The sequence below is a fragment of the Pseudomonas sp. WS 5071 genome (genome assembly GCF_012985765.1).
Taxonomy (GTDB): domain Bacteria; phylum Pseudomonadota; class Gammaproteobacteria; order Pseudomonadales; family Pseudomonadaceae; genus Aquipseudomonas; species Aquipseudomonas lundensis_A.
The window spans coordinates 86,489-108,074 of record NZ_JAAQWY010000013.1; the positions used below are offsets into that span (position 1 = coordinate 86,489).

The 21,586-nt window shown below is 61.7% G+C and carries 19 protein-coding genes; 5 read left to right on the forward strand and 14 right to left on the reverse strand.

Annotation, left to right across the window (positions count from 1 at the left end):
* The first annotated feature begins 2 nt into the window (after positions 1–2).
* Both HBN61_RS10340 and HBN61_RS10345 read left to right on the forward strand, forming a co-directional pair.
* Positions 3–770, forward strand: a complete 768-nt coding sequence (locus HBN61_RS10340; RefSeq protein WP_094992880.1) for an SDR family oxidoreductase — start codon at positions 3–5, stop codon at positions 768–770.
* A 93-nt stretch (positions 771–863) separates the two neighbouring features.
* On the forward strand, positions 864–1,973 hold the full coding sequence (locus tag HBN61_RS10345; RefSeq protein ID WP_170046704.1) for a Gfo/Idh/MocA family protein: 1,110 nt from the start codon (positions 864–866) through the stop codon (positions 1,971–1,973).
* Here the strand turns inward: HBN61_RS10345 and HBN61_RS10350 are convergent.
* The 14 genes from HBN61_RS10350 to HBN61_RS10415 all read right to left on the reverse strand — a co-directional run bounded on the left by HBN61_RS10350 (position 1,970) and on the right by HBN61_RS10415 (position 16,914).
* Positions 1,970–3,043: an NAD(P)H-dependent flavin oxidoreductase gene (locus HBN61_RS10350; RefSeq protein WP_094992882.1), complete on the reverse strand. Its 1,074-nt coding sequence runs from the start codon at positions 3,041–3,043 to the stop codon at positions 1,970–1,972. The genes HBN61_RS10345 and HBN61_RS10350 overlap by 4 nt on opposite strands.
* Entirely contained in the window at positions 3,043–3,945 is a 903-nt protein-coding gene (locus tag HBN61_RS10355; protein ID WP_094992883.1) for an enoyl-CoA hydratase, read from the reverse strand. Before HBN61_RS10355 ends, HBN61_RS10350 begins: the two co-directional genes overlap by 1 nt.
* Positions 3,946–3,962: 17 nt before the next feature.
* Entirely contained in the window at positions 3,963–4,760 is a 798-nt protein-coding gene (locus HBN61_RS10360) for a CoA-transferase subunit beta (protein ID WP_094992884.1), read from the reverse strand.
* 11 nt (positions 4,761–4,771) lie between these two features.
* Positions 4,772–5,647: a CoA transferase subunit A gene (locus HBN61_RS10365; protein ID WP_170046705.1), complete on the reverse strand. Its 876-nt coding sequence runs from the start codon at positions 5,645–5,647 to the stop codon at positions 4,772–4,774.
* 10 nt (positions 5,648–5,657) lie between these two features.
* The gene (locus HBN61_RS10370; RefSeq protein WP_170046706.1) at positions 5,658–6,548 is read right to left on the reverse strand and encodes a VOC family protein; all 891 of its coding nucleotides are present in this window, start codon (positions 6,546–6,548) and stop codon (positions 5,658–5,660) included.
* Between the two features lie 153 nt (positions 6,549–6,701).
* On the reverse strand, positions 6,702–7,646 hold the full coding sequence (locus tag HBN61_RS10375) for a bifunctional OB-fold nucleic acid binding domain-containing protein/MaoC family dehydratase (protein WP_170046707.1): 945 nt from the start codon (positions 7,644–7,646) through the stop codon (positions 6,702–6,704).
* 5 nt (positions 7,647–7,651) lie between these two features.
* Positions 7,652–8,863 (reverse strand): thiolase family protein, encoded by a 1,212-nt coding sequence (locus tag HBN61_RS10380; protein WP_170046708.1) that lies wholly within the window; start codon positions 8,861–8,863, stop codon positions 7,652–7,654.
* A 73-nt stretch (positions 8,864–8,936) separates the two neighbouring features.
* Positions 8,937–10,607 carry a DUF1302 family protein gene (locus HBN61_RS10385; protein ID WP_170046709.1) on the reverse strand — a complete coding sequence of 557 codons (1,671 nt, stop codon included), beginning with the start codon at positions 10,605–10,607 and terminating at the stop codon, positions 8,937–8,939.
* Positions 10,608–10,688: 81 nt separating this feature from the next.
* Positions 10,689–11,774, reverse strand: a complete 1,086-nt coding sequence (locus HBN61_RS10390; protein WP_094992890.1) for an MBL fold metallo-hydrolase — start codon at positions 11,772–11,774, stop codon at positions 10,689–10,691.
* Positions 11,767–13,629 carry a long-chain-acyl-CoA synthetase gene (locus HBN61_RS10395; protein WP_170046710.1) on the reverse strand — a complete coding sequence of 621 codons (1,863 nt, stop codon included), beginning with the start codon at positions 13,627–13,629 and terminating at the stop codon, positions 11,767–11,769. Before HBN61_RS10395 ends, HBN61_RS10390 begins: the two co-directional genes overlap by 8 nt.
* Complete coding sequence (locus tag HBN61_RS10400) at positions 13,626–14,699, reverse strand: alkene reductase (protein ID WP_170046711.1); 1,074 nt, start codon at positions 14,697–14,699, stop codon at positions 13,626–13,628. The genes HBN61_RS10395 and HBN61_RS10400 overlap by 4 nt, the downstream gene beginning before the upstream one ends.
* Positions 14,700–14,708: 9 nt before the next feature.
* Positions 14,709–15,338 carry a nuclear transport factor 2 family protein gene (locus HBN61_RS10405; protein ID WP_169962993.1) on the reverse strand — a complete coding sequence of 210 codons (630 nt, stop codon included), beginning with the start codon at positions 15,336–15,338 and terminating at the stop codon, positions 14,709–14,711.
* A 46-nt stretch (positions 15,339–15,384) separates the two neighbouring features.
* Positions 15,385–16,158, reverse strand: coding sequence for an SDR family NAD(P)-dependent oxidoreductase (locus tag HBN61_RS10410; RefSeq protein WP_094992894.1), 774 nt, complete (start codon positions 16,156–16,158; stop codon positions 15,385–15,387).
* Positions 16,159–16,179: 21 nt separating this feature from the next.
* The gene (locus tag HBN61_RS10415) at positions 16,180–16,914 is read right to left on the reverse strand and encodes an SDR family NAD(P)-dependent oxidoreductase (RefSeq protein WP_094992895.1); all 735 of its coding nucleotides are present in this window, start codon (positions 16,912–16,914) and stop codon (positions 16,180–16,182) included.
* Between the two features lie 310 nt (positions 16,915–17,224).
* On the opposite strand from HBN61_RS10415, the gene HBN61_RS10420 reads away from it, so the two are divergent.
* The 3 genes from HBN61_RS10420 to HBN61_RS10430 are packed head-to-tail and all read left to right on the forward strand — an operon-like array spanning position 17,225 to position 21,557.
* The gene (locus HBN61_RS10420) at positions 17,225–18,556 is read left to right on the forward strand and encodes an MFS transporter (RefSeq protein ID WP_170046712.1); all 1,332 of its coding nucleotides are present in this window, start codon (positions 17,225–17,227) and stop codon (positions 18,554–18,556) included.
* Positions 18,557–18,573: 17 nt separating this feature from the next.
* Positions 18,574–19,401, forward strand: a complete 828-nt coding sequence (locus HBN61_RS10425) for an alpha/beta fold hydrolase (RefSeq protein ID WP_094992897.1) — start codon at positions 18,574–18,576, stop codon at positions 19,399–19,401.
* 26 nt (positions 19,402–19,427) lie between these two features.
* The gene (locus HBN61_RS10430; protein ID WP_170046713.1) at positions 19,428–21,557 is read left to right on the forward strand and encodes an oxidoreductase; all 2,130 of its coding nucleotides are present in this window, start codon (positions 19,428–19,430) and stop codon (positions 21,555–21,557) included.
* The last annotated feature ends 29 nt before the right edge of the window (positions 21,558–21,586 follow it).

The following is a 21,586-nucleotide window of genomic DNA, read 5'->3' on the forward strand; positions in this document are numbered from 1 at the left end:
GCATGACCCGCACGCCACTGTTCGACCTTGATGGCAAAATCGCATTTGTGTCCGGCGCCAGCCGCGGTATCGGGGAGGCCATTGCTCACCTGCTGGCCCGCCAGGGGGCTCACGTTATTGTTTCCAGCCGCAAACTGGAGGGTTGCCAGCCCGTGGCCGACGCGATCATTGCCGCCGGTGGCAAAGCAATGGCCATGGCCTGCCACATCGGTGAGATGGAGCAGATCCACCAGGCCTTCGCACGCATCCGTGAAGACTTCGGTCGCCTCGACATTCTGGTCAACAACGCAGCAACCAACCCGCAGTTTTGTCACGTGCTGGACACCGACCTGAGTGCCTTCCAGAAAACCGTTGACGTGAACATACGCGGCTATTTCTTTATGTCGGTCGAAGCCGGCAAATTGATGCGCGAACACGGCGGCGGCAGCATCATCAACGTCGCCTCCATCAATGGCGTCTCGCCGGGTGCGTTTCAGGGCGTGTACTCGATGACCAAAGCGGCTGTCATCAATATGACCAAAGTGTTTGCCAAGGAATGCGCGCCCTTTGGTATTCGCTGCAATGCATTGCTGCCCGGTTTGACTGACACCAAATTCGCCTCGGCGCTGGTCAAGAACGACGCGATCCTAAAGGGTGTTTTGCAACAGATACCCCTCAACCGTGTGGCCAACCCGGAAGAAATGGCCGGCGCTGTCCTGTACCTGGCCAGCGATGCATCGACCTACACCACAGGTGTTTCGCTGAATGTTGATGGCGGGTTCTTGTCCTGACACCCGCCGGCAATTTAATTCCACTTATTGCATTTTCAGAAATTTAATTCCATAAAGGCATTTCCTCACAATAAAAATCCAAAGGAAGTTGCCATGCGTTCACTTGGAATAGGCCTGATCGGTACCGGCTTTATGGGACGCGCCCATGCGCTGGCGTTTCGCAATGTCAGCGCCGCGTTTGAATTGCCGGTGCAACTGCGCCTGGCTGCGCTGGCCGATGCAGACGCCGAACGGGCACAACACTGCGCATCGGCCTGGGGGTTTGAACGCGCCCACTGTGACTGGCAGCAGTTAATCAGCGACCCCAAGGTTGATCTGGTGGCCATCACCACCCCCAACCACTTGCATTTCCCGATGGCCATGGCGGCCTTTGCAGCCGGCAAGGCCGTGTACTGCGAAAAGCCTTTGGCCGTCAGTCTGCAACAGGCCGATGACATGCGTCAGGCCGCCCGTGCCGCAGGCGTGGTCACGCGGGTCGGTTACAACTATCAGCACAACCCGATGCTGGTGCTGGCACACGACATGATCGAACGGGGTGAGTTGGGGCGGCTTATCAGTTTTGAGGGTGAGTTCAGCGAAGATTTCATGGCCGACCCGACCTCGCCCTGGTCATGGCGCTGCGAAGCCGAACATGCGGGGGGAGCGTTGGCGGATCTGGGCAGCCACTTACTGGCCCTCGCGCGCTACCTGATGGGCGATATTGAAGCGGTGTGTGCTGACAGCCAGACCGTACACCCGCTGCGACCCGCCAGTGCTGTCGATACCCGGCCCAGACCGATCCATGTCGATGACCAGACCCATGCCTTACTGCGCTTTCGCAATGGCGCGCGTGGCACCTTCAGCAGCAGTTGGCTCAAGCACGGCTATAAAAACCATCTGAGCTTCGAGATCAGCGGCACCCTGGGCACTCTCAGGTTCGATCAGGAGCGCCTGAACGAACTGCACGTGTGCCTGCACGGACGAACAGGCTTCGAACGTATCCTGGCGGGCCCCTCACTGCCGGGCTATGCCGCTTTCAGCCCGGCGGCCGGGCATCAATTGGGCTACAACGAGCTAAAAACCCTCGAAGCCCACGCCGTGATTCAAGCCTGCGCGGGCTTGCCCGCCGCCGGCCCGGATTTCGAAGAAGCCTGGCACGTGGAGTGCCTGGCCGCCGCCATCCGCACCGCAGCCCACGAACAGCGCTGGGTGCGGATCGGCTAGCGGTTATACGGTGTGCTGACGGCCCTCAAACACCGCTCAGCCTCCTGCACCATCTCTTCAATCACCTGCTGGCAGCTTTTCAGCTCGCCAATCGCAGCCGCCACTTGGCCGCTGGGTAATATGCCTTCGTCCGGCACGCCGTCAACCATCGAACGCTGCAATAGCACCGGCTGGTTGGCGGCCATCACGGTTTGCGACAACGCGCCCGGATCTTCTTTGACCGACTGGGCAAAGACCCCGAGCATATGCCGCAGGCTCATGCCGGTCTGTTGCTTCCACTGCCAGGCGCTGCCCAACGCGATGCGCAAACGGCCAAACGCACTGGCACGTTCCAGGCGATTGATAAAAGCATTTTCAATCATCCGGTGACGCATGCCATCCACGGCAGTGGTGACCCGAATCTGCTGGGGGTCGTTGACCTTGATGTAACGCTCCAGGGTCGCAACCGGCGTCGGGGATTCACGGGTCATCAGGAACCGCGTACCCATGGCAACCCCCGCCGCACCGCAGGCCAGCGCACTGGCGAGGCCGCGCCCGGTGGAATAACCGCCCGCAGCAATCACCGGCACTTGCACCGCATCCAGCACTTGTGGCAACAGGATGGTGCTCGGTACGCCACCAGTATGGCCGCCGCCCTCACCGCCCTGCACGGTGACCATGTCGGCGCCCAGTTCCACGGCTTTAATTGCATGCTTGAGGGCACCCACGGTGGGAATGCACAACACCCCGGCGCGTTTGAAACGTTCAATGGTCTGCCGGTCCGGCCCGCGCCCATAACTCACCGCACGCAAGCGATATTCAATGGCCAGGTCAACACATTGCGCCGCATTGTCCTGAAACATATGAAAATTGAGCCCGAAGTTGCTGCCGCCCGTGGCCTCAATCACCCGTTGGATTTCGCCCTCGAGCTGATCGGCGGCAATCGTCGCCCCCGCTAAAAAACCAAAAGCGCCGGCGCGGGTACTGGCGATCACCAAATTGGCGTCCGCCACCCAGCCCATCGCCGTTTGCACCACCGGGTAACGGCAGCCCAGTGCCTGGGTCAATGGGGTGCTCAGGTAATCGCTCATCAACGCTCCCCCGCAGCCGCTTTGTTAGCCTCGGCCATGGCCTTGGCATCAAAACCGCCCAGTTTGTCACCGGACAGCAACTCATTATGACTATGGGCAAAGTGATGCCAGGCGAACACCGCGTCCATGGCCGTGCGCTTACCCTGCAAGTCTTCGACATGATTGATCGCCTGCTTGGTCAGTGCCAGCCCCATGCGCGGTTGGCGGGCAATGGCAGTGGCCAGCGCATACGTCCCGGCCTCCAGTGCTTCGCGGCTGAACAGCCGATTGACCATGCCCATTTGATAGGCCCGTTCAGCGCTCATGCGGTCCCCGGTAAACAGGAACTCCTTGGCAATCCGCGGGTTGAGTTCATACGGATGGGCGAAATATTCCACCCCCGGGATCCCCATGCGCACCACCGGGTCCTGAAAAAAGGCATCGTCACTGGCCACGATCAAGTCGCAGACCCAGGCCAGCATCAGCCCGCCCGCAATGCAGGCACCTTGCACCATGGCGATTGTCGGCTTGGGCAATTCGCGCCAGCGCCGGCACATGCCCAGGTACACCTCTTGCTCGCGGGCATACAAATACTCCCCGCCGGGCTTGTTGGTGTGATCCCACCACAGGTGCGCACGCTCGAAGGGCTTATTGATGTCACGCCCCGGCGTACCGATGTCGTGGCCGGCCGAAAAGTGCTTGCCATTGGCCCGCAGCACGATGACCTTGACCGCGTCATCGTTCACCGCACGCCTGAACGCATCGTCCAGCGCGTAAGTCATTTGCGAGTTCTGCGCGTTGTTCACCGTCGGCCGGTTGAGGGTCACACTGGCCACGCCCTCCACCACCGCGTACAACACCGGTTCATCGGTTTCATACACAGCGCCATCAGCGCGCTGCACAAATTCACTGTCGCTGCTCATGAGAAATGTCCTTGGCGTCAGGCCTGACGGATGCCGGGCGGGTTGCCCTTGAGCGCAGCTGCGCGGTAGTCATGGGGGTCAAGTCGGCGGATCAGCGCCAACTGCTGCGCAGTGGGTGCCACGGTGGGCTGCAGGTCTGCCGCTTTGAGCAACGGGAAGCCGGTGTTCGCTTGCACCTGTTCAAAACTCACGCCCGGGTGCAGCGAACGCACTTGCGCCGCCCGCTCTGGCCCGCCGAAATCCATGACGCACAAATCGGTGACGACCAGACGGACATCCATCAGGTCACGGCGCATCCCCGGCTCCCAGCGTTCATCGTTGAAGCCCACGCCGGACACCATGTCCACTTCACCCGCCACAAATGCCCGGGTGTTATGCGCAGGGATAAAGAACGAGTTGAGGTGGTTGATGCTGTTACCGGGCAAGCCGCGAACGCCGAGCATCGCCACTTTGGGCTTGTGGTAATCACCGATACACGACAGGTTGGTTTGGCCCCAACGGTCCACTTGCGTCGGCCCGATCATGGCATGGCGACGGCCGCCCCAGACGCATTCGAATACCCGCTCAAACGACAGATAACCCGAGTAGCGCGGTTCGTAATCCCCCCGTGGTCCCAAGGGAATAGGCTCTTCCACCAGGAACGCTTCACTGTCGGTCATCAACAGTTCAGGGCTGTGGGTCATTTTGGCCAGGCTGGCAGCCAGACGCGGGATCACGCCGAGGCCCGAGGCAATCACCTCGCCGTTGCCGCGCCAGGCGTCAGACGCGGCCACGATCAGCAGTTCAGCCAGGGAAAATTCGCAATCAGCAGACATATTCATGCTCCTCAAAACACTGGCAGCGGCAATGCGCTCAGCCGATCAACACCGCCATTGCTGGCTTGATACGCGCTTTCGCCGGGGGTCACGAACTCGGCGACATACGCGGCCCAGCCGCCGTCTTCGGCAGCACTGGCGCTGTAGCGCTTCAAATGGCTCAGGTCCCAGCCGTAATCGGACGGGCACGAAGTCGGGTGCGCCCCAAACGGCGCATGCACCACGCCCGTGACCAAATAGCGTTCAAAGGTGTTAAAGCGCGCTTGTTGAGCATCCAGGCTCAAACGGTCTTCCAGGCGTTCGCAGGACACAAAGCATTGTTTGGCCGCACGGGCATACAAGTGGTCAAAGTACGGGTCGGGGCCGGTCACCAACGTGTTGCCCAGCCGGTCGGCCACATTGACATGCAAAAACGCGATATCGAGATTCAGGGCAGGCATGGCCAGCAACACCTCGCCATCGTCGTAGGGCGATTGCACCTGTTTGATCTCGGGGTTGAACCGCGTGACATCAGTGGCCAGACCGCAACGGGTCGGCAAAAACGGCAGGCGCATGCCCGCTGCACGCAGCCCCCATTGCAACATGCCTTCATCGAGTTCCATCAGTTGCAGCCCACCGGCTTCGCGTGCCTTGCGAAAGTGGGCTTCCAGCGGGATGGCATCCAGCGTGGCAAAACCGAACACCAACTTCTTGACCTTGCCTGCGGCGCAGAGCATGCCGACTTCAGGGCCGCCATAGGCGACCACGGTCAGGTCCTTGACGTACGAACGCAGGATTTCACGCACGATGGCCATTGGCTTGCGCCGCGGGCCCCAACCGCCGAACCCGATGGTCATGCCATCGCGTAATTGGCCGACCACGTCGGCCGCTGTCATTTGCTTGTTCATCTAACGCTCCTTACTGCTGGCCGACAGAAAAGTCGTGCCCCCAGAGGCTGACCCGGGTGAATTCGAATGCGCTGTGCGCCTGCCAGTCCACCAGCAGGCCGCCATAGCCGTATTCGAGATCGAAACCCGACGGGGTTTTCATATAAAAAGAGGTCATCCGGTCATTCAGGTGCTGTCCCAACGTGGCCGACAGCGGCACGTCATGGGCCAGGCGCCGGTCGTGGGCGCGGCCCACTTCGGTCATGTTGTCGACCTCGACCATGACGTGCACACAGCCCGAAGGGACCGGGTACTCCGCCAGCGCCAAACTGTGATGACGGCTGTTTTTGCAATGCAAAAAGTGAATCCGGATCGGCGGCGCCGAAGGGTCGGGCCGGAAGTTGAAAATGTCCGACAGCTCAAACCCGAGCACGTCCTTGGCAAACGCCAGGGTCGCGTCGAAGTTCGGCGCGGGCAGCACGGTGTGGCCCAGCCCCATGTCGCCGGTGATAAAGCGCGGTACGCCTTGGGGCGAAACAAAAGGCTGGCAATCGGAACGATGGCCCCAGCTTAATTCGTGGCGATTGCCCGATGGGTCGGTGACGTGGACCAGCGCTTGAACACCCCGTTGTTCACACTGCTCGGCGCTGCCCTGACGCCAACTGATATCGGCCTGATTGAGGGTGTCGATGGCGGCGTTGAAGGCCGCTTCGTTGCCCAGTCCCCAGCCCGACGCCAGGTAGCGTGCCTCGTCACCGGGCACGATCAGCATGCGAAACGGGCGTTCGTCCATCTTCACGTACAGCCCGCCCGAGGGGGCTGGCGTCACCATCATGCCCAGCACATCCTCGGCATAACGCTGCCACGCAACGGGATCGGGGGACTGTGCAACGAAGTAGCTCAAACCGCGAATGTCGATCATGCCTGCTCCTCAACGCCTGTCTGTATTGGCTGAGGGCAGTATGGGAAGGAAGGTGGCGGGGATCATCGTCCGTTGAGACTAACGGGCGCAGAGGTTGTCGTGGTTGCCCGGCACTCACGCTTTGCGCCGGACAACCGCGACGGTACGAAGGGCTTACATGTACAGAATCACCAACTCGTTGATGACCGATGGCCGCTCGTTGCCCAGCACGTGGGTGTTGAGTTCAAGGGTCAGCTGGGTGCCACTTTTCACCTTCTCCACCTTCTTGACCCGCGCCCGTGCATGAATGGTGGCCCCGGCGGGCACCGGCGACGGGAAGCGCAACCGGTCCGATCCGTAATTGACCATGTTGCTAAACCCGGTGATCTCGTATCCCAGATTCAGTTGCATCCGCGATTGCAGGATCTGCACCAGTGCACCGTGGGCAATGGTGCCACCGAACGGGCTCTGTTTGCGCGCCCGTTCCGGGTCGGTGTGAATCCAGTAATCATCGCCGGACAACTGCGCAAAAGCGTCAATCAGTGCCTGATCGACGACCACCTGATTGCTCCACGGGCTGAACGTTTCGCTGACCAGCGCCTGCAAGGCCGCGTCATCGCTCAGGGCGATCTGGCGCACCGCGACCCGGGCCGGTTCCACAGGTGCGGGCTGCTCGGCGCCAGGCCGCTGCTTGAGCCCGTTGGCATCCTTTTGCACGCCGGTAAAGCGCAACAGGCGATTGCCCTTGGCGTCCACCTCTGCAAACACCGGTTTGAGGCGCATGCCGATTTTGACATCGGTTTCCTCAAGCCCCACCAGATTGGTGTTGATGCGTACGCCTTGATCCAGCTCGACCACGGCCAGTATCTGCGGCATTTCATCCGCGAAGTCCGGCAAGGTCGGGATGCGCGTCACGGTAAAGCTGTAGAGGGTTGCCTCGCCGCTGACTTCACGCCAGCTCAGGTCCTGGGCCAGACACGCCGGGCAATGCCGACGCGGGTAAAACACCCATTGGCCGCACGGGTTGCACTGTTGTATCAAGACGCGCTCGGCTTTCAGACCTTCCCAAAACGGCGCAGAGATTTCGGTCGGCACGGGCATTGGTTTGTTATTGGACATTGGATTCATGCTCCCTGAAGTATCAGCGCGCCCTGCTCGCTCATCACACCGCCGGTGCCTGAGACGTAGACGGTGTCACAGCGTTTGAGTTGACGCTCGCCCGCCTCGCCGGCGATTTGCGTGACGGCCTCGATCACCTGGCTCATGCCGCCCGCCGACCCGGCCTGACCGAAACTGAGCTGGCCGCCGTGGGTGTTCATCGGGAAGTCGCCACGCCAAGTCAAATCATGTTCGCGCACAAAACTCATGCCCTCGCCTTTGCCGCAGAAGCCGGCATCTTCGAGGGTCAGCAGCGCCGTGATGGTATAACAGTCATAGATTTGCGCGGCGTCCACGTCCTGAGGCTTAAGCCCGGCCATGGTGAACGCCCGCTGCGACGCCGGGCCGATGGGGGTATGGACCATGTCTTGAGCGTAGGACGGGGACTTGAAGGCCAGGTGCTCGCCAAACCCGGTGATAAACGAAGGCCGCTTGCGAGCCCGGGCCGCCACTTCTTTGGAGGCAATAATCATCGCGGCGCCACCGGCCACCGGCATCACGATCTCCAGTACGTGCAGCGGGTCGGCGACCTTTTTGCTCGCCAGCACCTGTTCGATGGTCAGCGGCTGGCCATAAAACATGGCCTGCGGGTTGTATTGCGCATTGGTACGTTGGTCCACGGCGATCTTCGCCAACGCCCGCGGGTCGTAACCGTATTGCGCGGCATAGCGCTGGGCGATCATGGCGTAACCGGTGTTTTGCCCCATATGGCCATAGGGCAAATCAAACTCCGCTTCCGGTGCGCCAAATGCCGTGCTGTGGCCGCCAAACCGCATGGCCCGGGCCATCCAGCTCGGGTCTTCGTCCGGGCCCATGGGCGCCATGCGCGCTGGCAGCACGCACAGCACCGCCTGACACAGCCCCAACTCAATGGCAGCAGCGGCGCGCCACACCATGCCCACCGAGGTGCAGCCGCCCAAATCCACCACTTCAGCGAAGTTAAGCTTGAGCCCCAAATACTCGGCCGCCATGGCGGGCACGAACACTGACGCTTCATGAAACTGCGGACCGTTGATCACCAGCCCGTCGAGATCACTGGCCTGAAGCCCTGCGTCACGCAAGGCCTGGGCTGCCAGATCCGCCACTTGCTCCAGATGGAACATGCGCGGGGCCGTGGCGTATTTTTCCGGTTTGTACTGCGCGCTGCCGACAATGGCCGCATGACCTTTAAGACCCATGGGTTTCTCTCTTTATATCGAATGCTTGGCCCTGCCCTCAATGCGCGGTGCAGCGAGGACAGGGACGAAAGGCTCAGAACGTGTATTTCATCGAGAACGTTGCGTAATCACGGTCTGCCAGCGGACGCTTGATCGGGTCCGGCTCCCCCAAATACGCGATGTACTTGAAGGCCACTTCCAGATTGCTCAAATATTTGAACGTCGTGCCCGCGCTCAGGCGTCGATCCCCCGCCACCCCGGCGATGGTCCCGGACATCGGTGCGGCGCCGCTGAACACATCGGAGTAAATGAACGGCACTTCCAGGTCCCAGCCGGTGAACACGCCCGGATAACTGAAAGAGGCACCCACGGTGTAGGCGCTGGACGAGCGGGTGCGCCAGGCCGAACCGGTTTTGTAGGTGTAATCATTGGATGGCTGCACAGCCCCCGCATAGCGCGGGTCAAGCGGCAGGCCCAGCAGGTTCGGCGCGCCCGACACATCGTCCACGTCATCCACACGCACGGTGACGATTTCCCCGGTCAGGGTGGTTTGGCTGGCCCACGGGCGGTCCCCCAGAATGCGCATCGCCGAGACTTGCAGTTGCTGGCCCTTGCCCCGTGTCGGCACAGGCCCCAGCCCGGTGTTGACCATCACGGGCGCGCCGTCGCGGTACGACCATTCTGCGCCAACCTGCGTGTCACCAATCTTGGTGGTGGCGCTGATCCCGGTCAGTTTGATGTCTTCAAAATATTTAATGCGATAACCGTTGCTGGTGTAGGCGTACTGGCCGTTGTTGATCGGCAGCGGGTCATAGCCGATCAGCGCGGTGGCCGGGTTTTTGTCGTGGTAAACCACATGGAACAGCGACATTTCCAGTTCCGGCAGTGGCCGGAAACGGATCTGCGCCCCCCATTGACCGCTGTCGCGCGGATCGTCCGTGCCGTTGTACGGCACCTTGGCGCCGCCGGCGCCATACAGGAACTCACGGCCCGGCCCGATTACGTCAGAGGTCGACAGGTAGCTGCCCACCGGGGGCAACTCGGTGCCTTTCCACTCGTACTGCACATAGCCGCCGAGGGTGACGACGGGGTTGACCCGGTACGATGCCGAAACCTGCCCGACCGGCAGCAGCACTTCCTTGACCTCTACCCCCGGTTGCGCTGCTTTGACCGCGTCGGACGGGTTCTGTACGCCATTCACGCCAGGGTAGTACAGGCTTTCGCCCCAGGATTCGATGTGCCGCCCGGCTTTGACGTCAAGCATGGTGTCGTTTTCAAACCGCCAGCCGCCGAACACATAAGCATCCAGCAGGCGCGTGCGGCCGCCGCTGTAGGTGCGCGTGTCGCTGGTGAAGGTGTCATTGCTCCCGTATTTGTTAACCGTATTCGGGGAGTCGTTGTCGTTGCTGCGGTGATACACGTCGTCATAGAAGGTGCTGGCCCGCACCACCGCGCCGTAGTTGTCTTTGCGCAGAATCATTTCGCCCAGTGCCCCCAGCCGGTTGGTGGTCAGGCTGTGCTGGTCGAAGTTGCGGTTCGGGTCATCCGCGTTGATGCCCATCAAGCGGTCGCTGGGCTTACCCAGGCGCATGCCGATGCCATAACTGGTGGTGACCGACCAATCCAGAGTCGCGCCGTTATCAAACTCGATGGTCTCACCGGCCCACAGCGGGCCGGCGAACAACGCAACGGCGGCGGCCAGGCCCGTGACCTGAACCGTGTGCGGGCGCAGCCCCGGACATTTATTGTTGTTTTTATTAATCACACTGCCTCTCCTGATTCGCGACACGCTGGCCGCATCGATGGGTTCAAGCGTCATTGCGTTGGTTGGCGCATAAGGCCCCGCTCAGCGCAGCACAAGCGGGTTGAACGTCGAGTCTCCTGTCCGGGCACGCCGGTAACGGTGCAATCCTCCCTGTTCTTCACGTACAAGCTTGCCTTGGGCCATCAGGTAGTTGGCGTGCGCCAGCGTCTCGCCCAAGGCCATCAACTCGTCAAAACGGCCCGACAGTTTTTTGAACAGCACGCCCATCATCTCCAGCCCCGAACACGGCTGAGCGCAGGCATCAAGCAACTGCTGCAAATGGTTGTGGTGGTGGTCGCGCAACTGATCGAGCCGCGCATGCAGGTTGAAAAAAGGCCGTTCGTGAGCCGGCAGGACCAACACGCTGTCGGGGATCACCCGCAAACGCTCGATGGAATCCAGCCAGTCCTGCAAGGGGTTGGCGGCGGGCTCAGTCACATGCACCGCCACGGTCGAGGTGATGCGCGGCAACACCTGATCTCCGGAAATCAGCAAGCCGTCCTGCGCGCTGTACAGGCAGGCATGTTCGGGAGAATGGCCGTTGCCCATCACCACTTGCCAATGGCGCCCGCCGATCACCAGTTCACTGCCGTGTCGCAACCGGACAAACCCGGCCGCAACCTGAGGGCGGAAATGCTCGCTTTGAATCAGCGGCAACAAGGCGGCCGTTTGCTCGGCACTGAAACCGGCCTTTTGATAAAAATCGAGAAACGCCCAGTCCGGGGTTGTGGCCCTGGGCGGGCCGTGGTGCAAGGCGTCGAACTCGCCCAGGGTCATCAGCACCGGGCAGCGGAAACGCTCGGCCAGCCACCCCACCACGCCTGTGTGATCGCTGTGAAAATGTGTGCAGATCACCGCCTTGAGTGGCAGACCTGCCATCACGTCGACAAACACCTGCTCCCATACCTCACGGCACTGCGCGGTGTTAAGCCCGGTATCCACGGCCACCCAGCCCTCACCGTGGCGCAGCAAATACAGGTTGATATGGTCCAGCCCGAACGGCAGCGGCATGCGCAACCAAAGCACGCCTTCGGCCACCTCCAGCACATGCCCGCTGGCCGGGGGCTGCGGCCACGGGTAACGCAGACCGTCACGCCATGCATGCCCTTGCGCGTCGATGTCACTCATGATCGCTGCTCACGAAAGGCGGCAAACCCGCCCGCGCCAGCACCTCCAGCGAATACGGCTGATACGTGCCGCTGCTGTCGTCGCGCACAAACAAAGGGTCGGCAAACAGGCACGGCGCATAGCCCTGGCGCTGCAGATCGACCTTGCGCAGCTTGAAGGTGGTGGTCAGGTCCGCCGCCGCCGACACACGCACAAACACGGGCGCGGCATAACGCGGCAAGCGCGCTTCAGTCAGGTCGTAAAACGCCTGCGGATCAAAACAATGCCCGTCCTGCATCAGAATGGCGGCCATGCCTGCCCGCCCTTCGTGCTCCGGCACCTGCACCCCGTAGACGTTGATTAACTCAAGCCCCGGCAAATCGCTCAGGGTGTCCGCCACTTCCAGCGTCGACACGTTTTCACTTTTCCAGCGGAACGTGTCGCCAATGCGGTCGACGAAATAGAAATAGCCGTGCTCGTCATAACGCAACAGATCGCCCGAGCTCCAGTACGCGTCACCTTTGTGAAACACATCGCGGCGAATCTTGCTTTCAGTGGCTTGCTCGCTGGTGTAACCCTCAAAACGCCCGCCGCCGATGTGCGGATGGTTGACGATAAACCCTATCGCCTCGCCCACTTCGCCCGGTCCGCACGCTTGATAGAAACCCTGTTCGTCACGCGGGTGGGTGTCACTTTCAACGTCATAGCGCACCAGCCGCAAATTGGTGCGGCTCCAGTCAGGCACCCGGCCGCATGAGCCCACGTAATTGTCGACATTGATCAGGTTGGCGTTGGCTTCCGTGGAACCCCAGCCTTCGAACACCTGAATCGGCCCGAAGCGCTCAATCCATCGCTGCCAGGAGTCAGCTGTCAGGCCAGCGCCGAGCATGTAGCGCAAGCTGTGTTCGCGCTCGCCTGCCACCACCGGCTGGTTGAGCAGGTAACGGCAGATTTCACCGATGTACTGAAAAGTGGTGATGTTGTATTGACGCACGTCGCGCCAGAACTCACGCACGCTGAACTTGCGCCGCACCACAATGCTCGCCCCCGCCCGAAGGGCGGTGGACGTCACGGAGGTGGCGGCTGCGCCGTGGTACAACGGCAGACAGCAATAAAACACGTCCTCACAGGTGGCGCCGAGGGTCACTTCCATCACGTCCCCCGATGATAACCAGCGCATATGGCTGTAACGCGCCGCCTTCGGCAGGCCGGTGGTGCCCGAGGTGAAAATCAGCAACGTGGTGCTCTCGGCCGGGATGCTGGCGCGGCAGTCACGCGCGAAAGCCGCACGCGGCGCTCGCTCCAGTTGCTCGGCTATGCTCACATCGACACAGGCCGGTAATGCCAAATCACAGGGGTTTTCCGGGTCGCGGATCAACCACCACGGCACGTCAGGCAAGCCTTCGGTGCTCAAGACATTGCCCAGGCATTCTTCGCCTACAACCACCGCCTTGGCCGCGGTGGACTCCAGCGCATGCACCAAGGGTTTGCCGCTGACCTGGGTGTTGATGAACGCTGCCACTGCGCCGAGCTTGACCAGCCCGAACCAGCTGAAGAAAAACGCAGGGCGGTTTTCCATGGCAATCGCACACACATCACCGGGGCGCAGACCATTGTCATAAAACACATGCGCCATGCGATTGGCTTCGGCATCGACCTGCGTGTAGGTGAAGGTCTTGCCGCCGTAGATCAAAAAAGTCCGCTCTGGAAACCGCAGCGCCTGGGCTTCGAGGCGATCGGCAAGGGTGTACAAGTCCGACGGTTTGATCTGTGCGCTGGCCGCGGAACGGCGGTCGAGCAACGCCTGAGTCTGTTCGCGCGGCACCGGCTGTTGAGGGGTGGCAAGGGGCGCATTGATTCGAGTCATGTCATTCATTGCGTCACCGCCTCGGCACACGGGTAATCGCTGTAGCCTTCCGGGCCGGGGGAATACAAGGTTTTGCGCTCGAAACGTGCCAGTGGCAGGCCGTTGCGCAAGCGATGCACCAGGTCCGGGTTGGCAATGAAGTGCCGCGCAAACGACACCGCGTCGCCCTGCCCTGCGCGCAGAGCTGCCTCGGCGGCGGGGCCGTCAAAGCCGTCGTTGAGGATCAACCCGCTGCTGCAATGACGTTGCGCCAGGGCAAAGGCATCCAGCTCCGGCAAGGGCGAGCGCATGATGTGCACATAGGCCAGGTCCAGCGGTTCAGCGGCTTTGCACAAGGCCTGGGCAGTGGCCAGGGGATCGTCATCGCTGATGTCATTGAACGGGTTGCCCGGACACAAGCGCAGTCCCACACGCCCGGCCCCGATCGCTGAGGCCATGGCCGCCAGCACGTCGGCCGGGAAGCGCACGCGATTTTCCACACTGCCGCCGTAGTGGTCTTCGCGCAGGTTGCTGCCCGAGGCCATGAACTGCATCGGCAGGTAGCCACTGGTGCAATGCAACTCGACACCATCAAACCCGGCTTCGCGGGCATTCAGGGCGGCCTGCCGGTATTGCTCGATCACCTGCGCAATGTCCTGCAACGACAACGCCTGCGGCTCGTCGGTGTCGACCAGCCCGGCCACATCGGTGAACAATTGGGTGCGCGCTCGCAACGCGGAGGGCGCCACGGTGGCAGCCCCGGCGGGTTTGTTGTGCGCACTCGCAGCCCGGCCGACGTGCATCAGTTGCAACACTATCAGGCCGCCTTCGGCGTGCACGGCCTCGGTGACGGCTTTCCAGGCCGCTACCTGTTGGGCGGTGTAAATCGCCGGGGTGCGGCAATAGCCCAGCCCACTGGCCGAGGGCGCAGTGCCTTCGGCAATGATCAGCCCGGCAGACGCGCGTTGGCGGTAATACTCCACCATCTCGGGCGTCGGTACACCGTTGGCATCGGCGCGGCTGCGGGTCATCGGCGCCATCACGATACGGTTGGCCAACTGCAAATCACCCAGACGCACAGGCTCAAACAAAATGCTCATGGCAGCTCCTCAGCGCACGCGAATCGACGGTGCGCCAGCCCCACGGCGCAGGGTGGCAAGAAAGTGTTCCAGGGGCGCGGCAGCGGCCACTTCAGGCAACTGATCCTTGTCCGGGCGCTTGGCCCAAAAATCGTTCCAGGACGGAAACAGATCATGGAAGGTGCCCGCGTAGGGTTCGCGTCCCGGCCAGCGCATTTTTTGCGAGCCGATCGGCGGCTTGTTCAAGTCACTGGCGTACCAGTAGCACGGCAAGCGTCGACGAAAATACCAGCGTCCCTGCACCCGCTCGTAGTCATCCCAATACAACATTTGCATGGTTACCCACTCGGGGCCGGTTTCATGCTCGTTCTTGGAATACACCACGCCAATCGCATGATCGGCGTCGGTGAACTCAATCAGGTGCTGGCCCAGATGGTGGGAGGTGCCCTGAAACTGATGGCGCAGCGTGTCGTCGACCCACGCCTTGAGGTGCGCCCGCCCGGTTTTCTCGCGCCCGACGCGGATGTCTTCGGCAAACAGATTGACGTGCGCATCGAGGTCGCGCATGTCCAGCGATAAGGCGTATTTGCCAGCCAGTTGACGAATTTCTTCGATCGACTCAAGCCGGTCGAGACGGGCGAGCAAGGCGTTCTGTTCCATAAGCGGTGTCCTTAAAACGATCTTTAAAAGCGGTCGCCCGGTCGGGCTATTCCAGAACCGTGTACAGCTCGCTGCTGCGCCCGCCATCCACTGGCAAACTGGCGCCGGTGATGTACGAGGCCTCGTCGCTGGCCAGGAACAAAATGGCGTTGGCCACTTCGCGGGGCTGGCCAACGCGCTTGAGCGGAATCAGCTTTTCGGTGTTGTGACGGGTTTTGTCGTCCGTCAGCATGCCGCCGGTGGCCGGCGTCTCGACCACGCCCGGAATCACCACGTTGCAGCGAATGTTGTGGCTGGCGCCTTCACTGGCCGCTGCACGGCTAAAGTTGATGACCGCAGCCTTGGCAGCGGAATACCCGGCCATCCACGGCGTGCCGAACACCCCGCAGATCGACGCAATGTTGATGATCGAGCCGCTGCCCTGCGCGCGCATCAGCACCATGGCCGTGCGCGTGCCCCAGAACGTACCGTCCACTGTGGTGGAAAAATTAGTGTGCCAATCGGCAGTCGAGGTGCTGTCAATCGCGCCCCAGCTGTAGGCCATTGCGTTGTTGACCAGAATGTCCAGCCGCCCGTTGCGTTCGGCCGCAGCACTGATCGCCGCGACAAACGCCGCTTCCTGACTCACATCCGCCACCGCGCATTCAGCGCGGCCGCCGGCGTCACGCACCTGCGCCGCCACTGCTTCCAGCGGTTCGATCCGGCGCCCGCAGAGCACGACCAACGCGCCCTCCTCGGCAAACCGCAACGCAGTAGCCGCGCCAATGCCAGAACCTGCGCCGGTGATAAATGCAACCTTGCCTTGTAAACGACTGCCCATGACCTGCTCCTCGATACGCTGTTAGATAAAGGCCATGCCGCCGTTGACGGCGAGGTTTTGCCCGGTGATAAAACTGGCGTCATCACTGGCCAGAAAGGCTGCTACCCGGGCGATTTCATCGGTTTCGCCCATGCGCCCCAGGGGGATGGCGTTGAGCATGCTTTGCATCCAGTCGTCCGGGATGTCGGCCATCATTGGGGTGTTGGTCGGGCCAGGGACGATGGTGTTGACGCGAATGCCCTGGCCGGCCAGTTCACGGGCCATGCTGCGGGTCAGGCCCATCACGCCAGCCTTGGCCGCGCAGTAGTGGCTCGGGCCTTCGCCCGTGATGGCGGCGGTGCTGGAGATATTGATAACCACGCCCGGCGTTGCCGCCTTGAGCATCAGCTTCACCGCCTCACGGCTGCAGAAAAACGGGCCGGTCAAGTTCACGCCAATCACGCGCTGCCAATGCTCATCGGGGGTGTCGGCGAAAGCATCGATAGAGCCGATACCGGCGTTGTTCACCAGCACATCAAAACGCCCGAACCGGGCAAACACCGCCGCCATGGCGGTGGCGACCGAATCGCTGTCTGCCACGTTGCAACCCACGGCCATGGCGTTGTCGCCCAGCCCTTCGATGGTCTGGCGCGCTGCCTCCAGGTTGATGTCCGCTGCCACCACATGGGCGCCCTGTTCGGCAAAATGCCGCACGATGGCACGCCCCATGCCTTGGCCTGCACCGGTTACAAACGCCACTTTGTTGATTAGCTTCATACGCTTCTCCCGCTTGCCAGATTGCTGCCCGACTGCAGCGTGTGACGGCTGACGGCGGGATACAGGAGCAATCATTGACTGCAGGGAACGGCTGAACATCGTCCGATGGGACTAAACCGGATATCGAGGCGCTGACGATGACGTGACAGGGTTCGCAGCCTTGGGCGACGCCAACTGGCAATGTTGTGGGGCATGCCCCACAGACACGCAATTGGCACAGGCGCGACACGTGGTCTGAACGGACGATGCTGTTTTCGACCCGCCTGTGAAATAACCCTTCCCACTAGAACAAAAATCGGGAGTACCCGCCGTGAGCACACCCTTGCGCCCCACCTGGCGAACGCATTACGCATTAGGCGTACTGGCCGCCATTTATGTTTTCAACTACATCGACCGCTTGCTGATGGCGATTTTGATCGAACCGGTGAAAGCCGAATTCGGCATCTCCGACACCGGCATCGGCCTGCTGTCAGGCGTTACCTTTGCGGTGTTTTACACCCTGTTCGGCTTCCCCCTCGGACGTCTGTCTGATCGGGTCGGGCGTAAATCAGTGATTGCCTTCAGTTGCATCGCCTGGAGTGTGATGACGATGTTCTGCGGCCTGGCGGCCAGTTTCAGCATGCTGGTGTTGGCACGAATCGGGGTCGCCATTGGCGAAGCCGGAGGCACTGCACCGTCGATGGCCATGGTGTCGGACTTGTACCCGCCGGAACGCCGTTCCACCGCGCTTTCGGTGCTCATGCTCGGCTCCAGCCTCGGGGCAATTTTCGGCCTTGGACTCGGCGGCTGGATCGCTCAACATTACGGCTGGCGCAATGCGTTTGTGATCATCGGCGCCCCGGGTATTTTTCTCGGTTTGTTGCTGTTGCTCACCGTGCGGGCGCCCAAACCCGCACAGCTGGTCAAACCCGCCGATTTGATCCAGGACCATTGGGCCGTGACCCTGCGCCAGTTGTTTGAAATGCCCTCGTTTGTGTGGATTGTGCTCACCGGCGGCTCAGCGGCCATCGCGGGTTATGCCATCGGCACCTGGAGCCCGAGCTTTTTGATTCGCTCCCATGGCCTTAGCCTGCAAGACGCCGGTCTGCTGGCCGGTGTGGCGGGCGGTGCGGGCGCCACGCTCGGCACCTTGACCTGCGGTGTGTTGTGCGACCGCCTGGCACGCCGCGACAAGGGGTGGCAAATCGGGGTGCCACTGTTGGGCACACTCATCAGCATTCCCTTCGCGCTGGCGTATTTCCTGTGGCCAACCGGCACTGCGTTTTATGTCGGCAACACCCCCGTGCCCACCGCGTTTTTGTTTTATTCGGTGTTCAGCTTCTTCGGCACATGGTGGGCAACCCCTTGCTTGGGCGCCATATCGCATTTGTTCCCGGCCACGCGACTGGCACAGGCGACGTCGATTTTTGTGATGGCCATGACCCTGTTGGGGGTCGGAGTCGGGCCGTTGCTGATCGGCATGCTCAGTGACGGTTTTGCACACCGTCTGGGCAACGAAGGGCTGCGTTATGCCCTCGCCTCTTGTGTGTCGTTGCTGGTCCTGGCGTCGGTGTTCCTGGCCCTGGCCTTGCCCCGCTACCGCAACCAATTGATCCATCCGACCCCGGCGGCCGCGCCTTTGGCCAAAACGGTCACCGCCTGATTACTGGAGATTGAGTCATGACTGAACAAGACCTGCCCCTGCCGATTGGGCATTTCGTCACGCTGGACAGTGGCCTGCGCCTGCACTTTCTGGATGAGGGCAGCGGCCCGGTGGTGCTGTGGCTGCATGGCAGCGGGCCTGGGGCCAGCGGTTTCAGCAATTTCAAAGGCAATTACCCAGCCTTCGCCGCCGCAGGTTTTCGCAATCTGGTCGTGGACCTGCCCGGCTTTGGCCGGTCCGACAAACCGGAAGACGCACAGTACAACCTGGACTTTTTTGTCACAGCCATGACTGGCTTTCTCACGGCAGTCGGGGTCAAACGCGCCACCTTGCTGGGTAATTCCCTGGGCGGCGCGATTGCCCTCGGGCTGGCACTGGCCGAACCGCAACGGGTGGAAAAGCTGATCCTGATGGCGCCCGGCGGCGTTGAAGAGCGGGAAACCTACTTCAAGATGATCGGTATCCAGCGCATGGTCGAGCTGTACAACGCTGGCCCGCTGGGCATCGAGCAAATGCGGCGCATCATGAGCCTGCAACTGTTCGACAGCTCGCAGCTGGATGACACGTTGCTGGCCGAACGCGTAGCAGTGGCCGTGCATCAGCCGCGCAACCTGTTCACCACGATGATGGTGCCGAACATGACCGAGCGTCTCGAAGAACTGCAGGTGCCGATTTTAGGCTTCTGGGGCACTGACGATAACTTCAACCCGGCCAGCGGCGCCTTGAAGGTGCTCCAGCATGCGCCCCATGCACGCTTCATCCTGCTTAACCGCTGTGGCCATTGGGTGCAGGTTGAACATCGGACGTTGTTCAACACCACGTGCCTGGCGTTTTTGAACGAATAATCACACCTGCTTGGGCTGACATGACAATGACAACATTCCCTCAGTTACTGGCACCCGGCCGCATCGGTTCACTCACGCTGCGTAACCGCATCATCATGGCGCCCATGGGCTCCAATTTCGCTGAAGCCGATGGCCATTGCGGCGAACGCATTCAGGCCTATTACGAAGCCCGGGCCCGTGGCGGCGCCGGGTTGTTGATCATGGGCGTGTGTTCGGTGGCCTTTCCCGCCGGGACTGCCGAGCCGTTTCAGGTCGGTGTGTCCAGCGATGAATTCCTGCCGGGGCTGAGCCGTCTCGCGGAACGGGTTCACCAGCACGGTGCCAAGATCGCCATGCAACTGCAACACGCAGGCAAGACTTCGGTGCGGGACATGGCCGAAGGTCGCCAGCTGTGGGTGCCTTCGGTGCCACCGGTGCTGCAAAGCGACATGATGGCCGCCCTCACCCCGGAAGAATTGGCCAACTTCGTCAGTTCCATGAAACGGCGCGCCGAAGGCTCACCGATCCGGGTCATGGACCGGGCCGACATCGCGCAAATGACCGAGTGGTTCGCCAGCGCCGCCGAGCGCGCTCAACGCGCGGGCTTCGACGGTGTGGAACTGCATGCGGCACACGGCTACATCATCGCCGGGTTCCTCTCCGCGTATTACAACCAGCGTGACGATGAGTACGGCGGCTCGCTGGAAAACCGGGCGCGGCTGTTGCTCGAGATCATCGCCGCCGTGCGCGCCAGAGTCGGCGCCGACTTTGCACTGTGGTTGCGTCTGGATGCCCAGGAGCTGCACACCCCCGGCGGCATTGATCTGGAGGACGCCAAGGCGGTGGCACGTCTGGCTGAAGCGGCAGGCGTGGACGCGGTGAGTGTGTCTGCCAGCGCACGCATCACCAGCGGTGAAGTGTTTACCGAGGCACCGCTGGTGCATCAGCCGGGCGGCTTTATGGAATGGACCGCCGCGCTCAAGCGCAGCGTCAATGTGCCGGTGATAGCCGTCGGGCGCATCGAACCCGAAGCCGCCGAAGCCGCATTGAAGCGTGCCGACTGCGATTTCATTGCCATGGCCCGCAAACTGCTGGCCGATCCCGAGCTGCCCAACAAGTTGCTCAACAATCAAAAATCCACCATCCGCCCATGCATTTATTGTTATGTGTGCGTGAGCCAGATCTTCGTCAACGAGCGGGTCAAATGTGCGGTCAACCCCATGACCGGGCATGAGTTCGAGTACGTCATTACGCCGTGTGAACAGCCGAAACATATCGTGGTGATCGGCGCGGGCCCGGCCGGTATGGAAGCCGCACGGGTGGCCAGTATGCGCGGGCACCGCGTGACCCTGCTTGAACGCAGCGATCGCCTGGGCGGCACGCTGTTTTTCGCGGGGCTGGCGTACGCCGAGAACGCACGCTTGCTGGATAACCTGCGTGTGCAGGTTGAGCAATCAGCGATTGATGTTCGACTTGGCACCGAAGCCTCGCCTGCCCTGCTGCGGGATCTGGCTGCCGATCAGGTGCTGGTGGCCGTCGGGGCCGAGCGCGCTGCGCCGTCGATTCCCGGCGCCGATCAGGACCATGTATGGAGCGGCGATGAGTTGCGCCGACTGATGACCGGTGACCGGGCTGATGAAATTGCCAAGCGCAAACTCTCCTTCACTCAACGCACGCTGATGAAAGCGGGCAGTCTGGCGGGCGTAACCGACAGCAGCGAAGCCATGCAGAAACTGTCACGGGTGTGGATGCCGCTGGGCAAACGGGTCACCATCATCGGCGGCGGTCTGGTGGGCCTGGAGTTGGCGGAATTCCTGCTCGCCCGCGGTCGACAGGTGTGCGTGCTGGAAAGCGGCAGCCATTTGGGCAGGGAGCTGGCCATCGTGCGGCGCTGGCGCGTGTTGCATGAGATACGCGCCCATGGCGGTGAGCTGATCACCGGTGCCAGCGTGACATCGATTGACGCAAGCGCGGTCCACTATCGTTTGGCTGATGGCCAGTTGGCGACAAGCCCTGGCGACTCAGTGGTACTGGCGATGGGTGCTCAACCTGACACTCGCCTGCTCGACGCGTTGACCCGGGCCGGGTTGCAGGCGCGCAGCATCGGCGATTGCCACAGCATTGGCTACATCGAAGGCGCGATCCGCGCGGGTCATCAAGCCGGGCGCGAAGCCTGAGGACTGACTGCGGCGAGTACTTTTGTGCT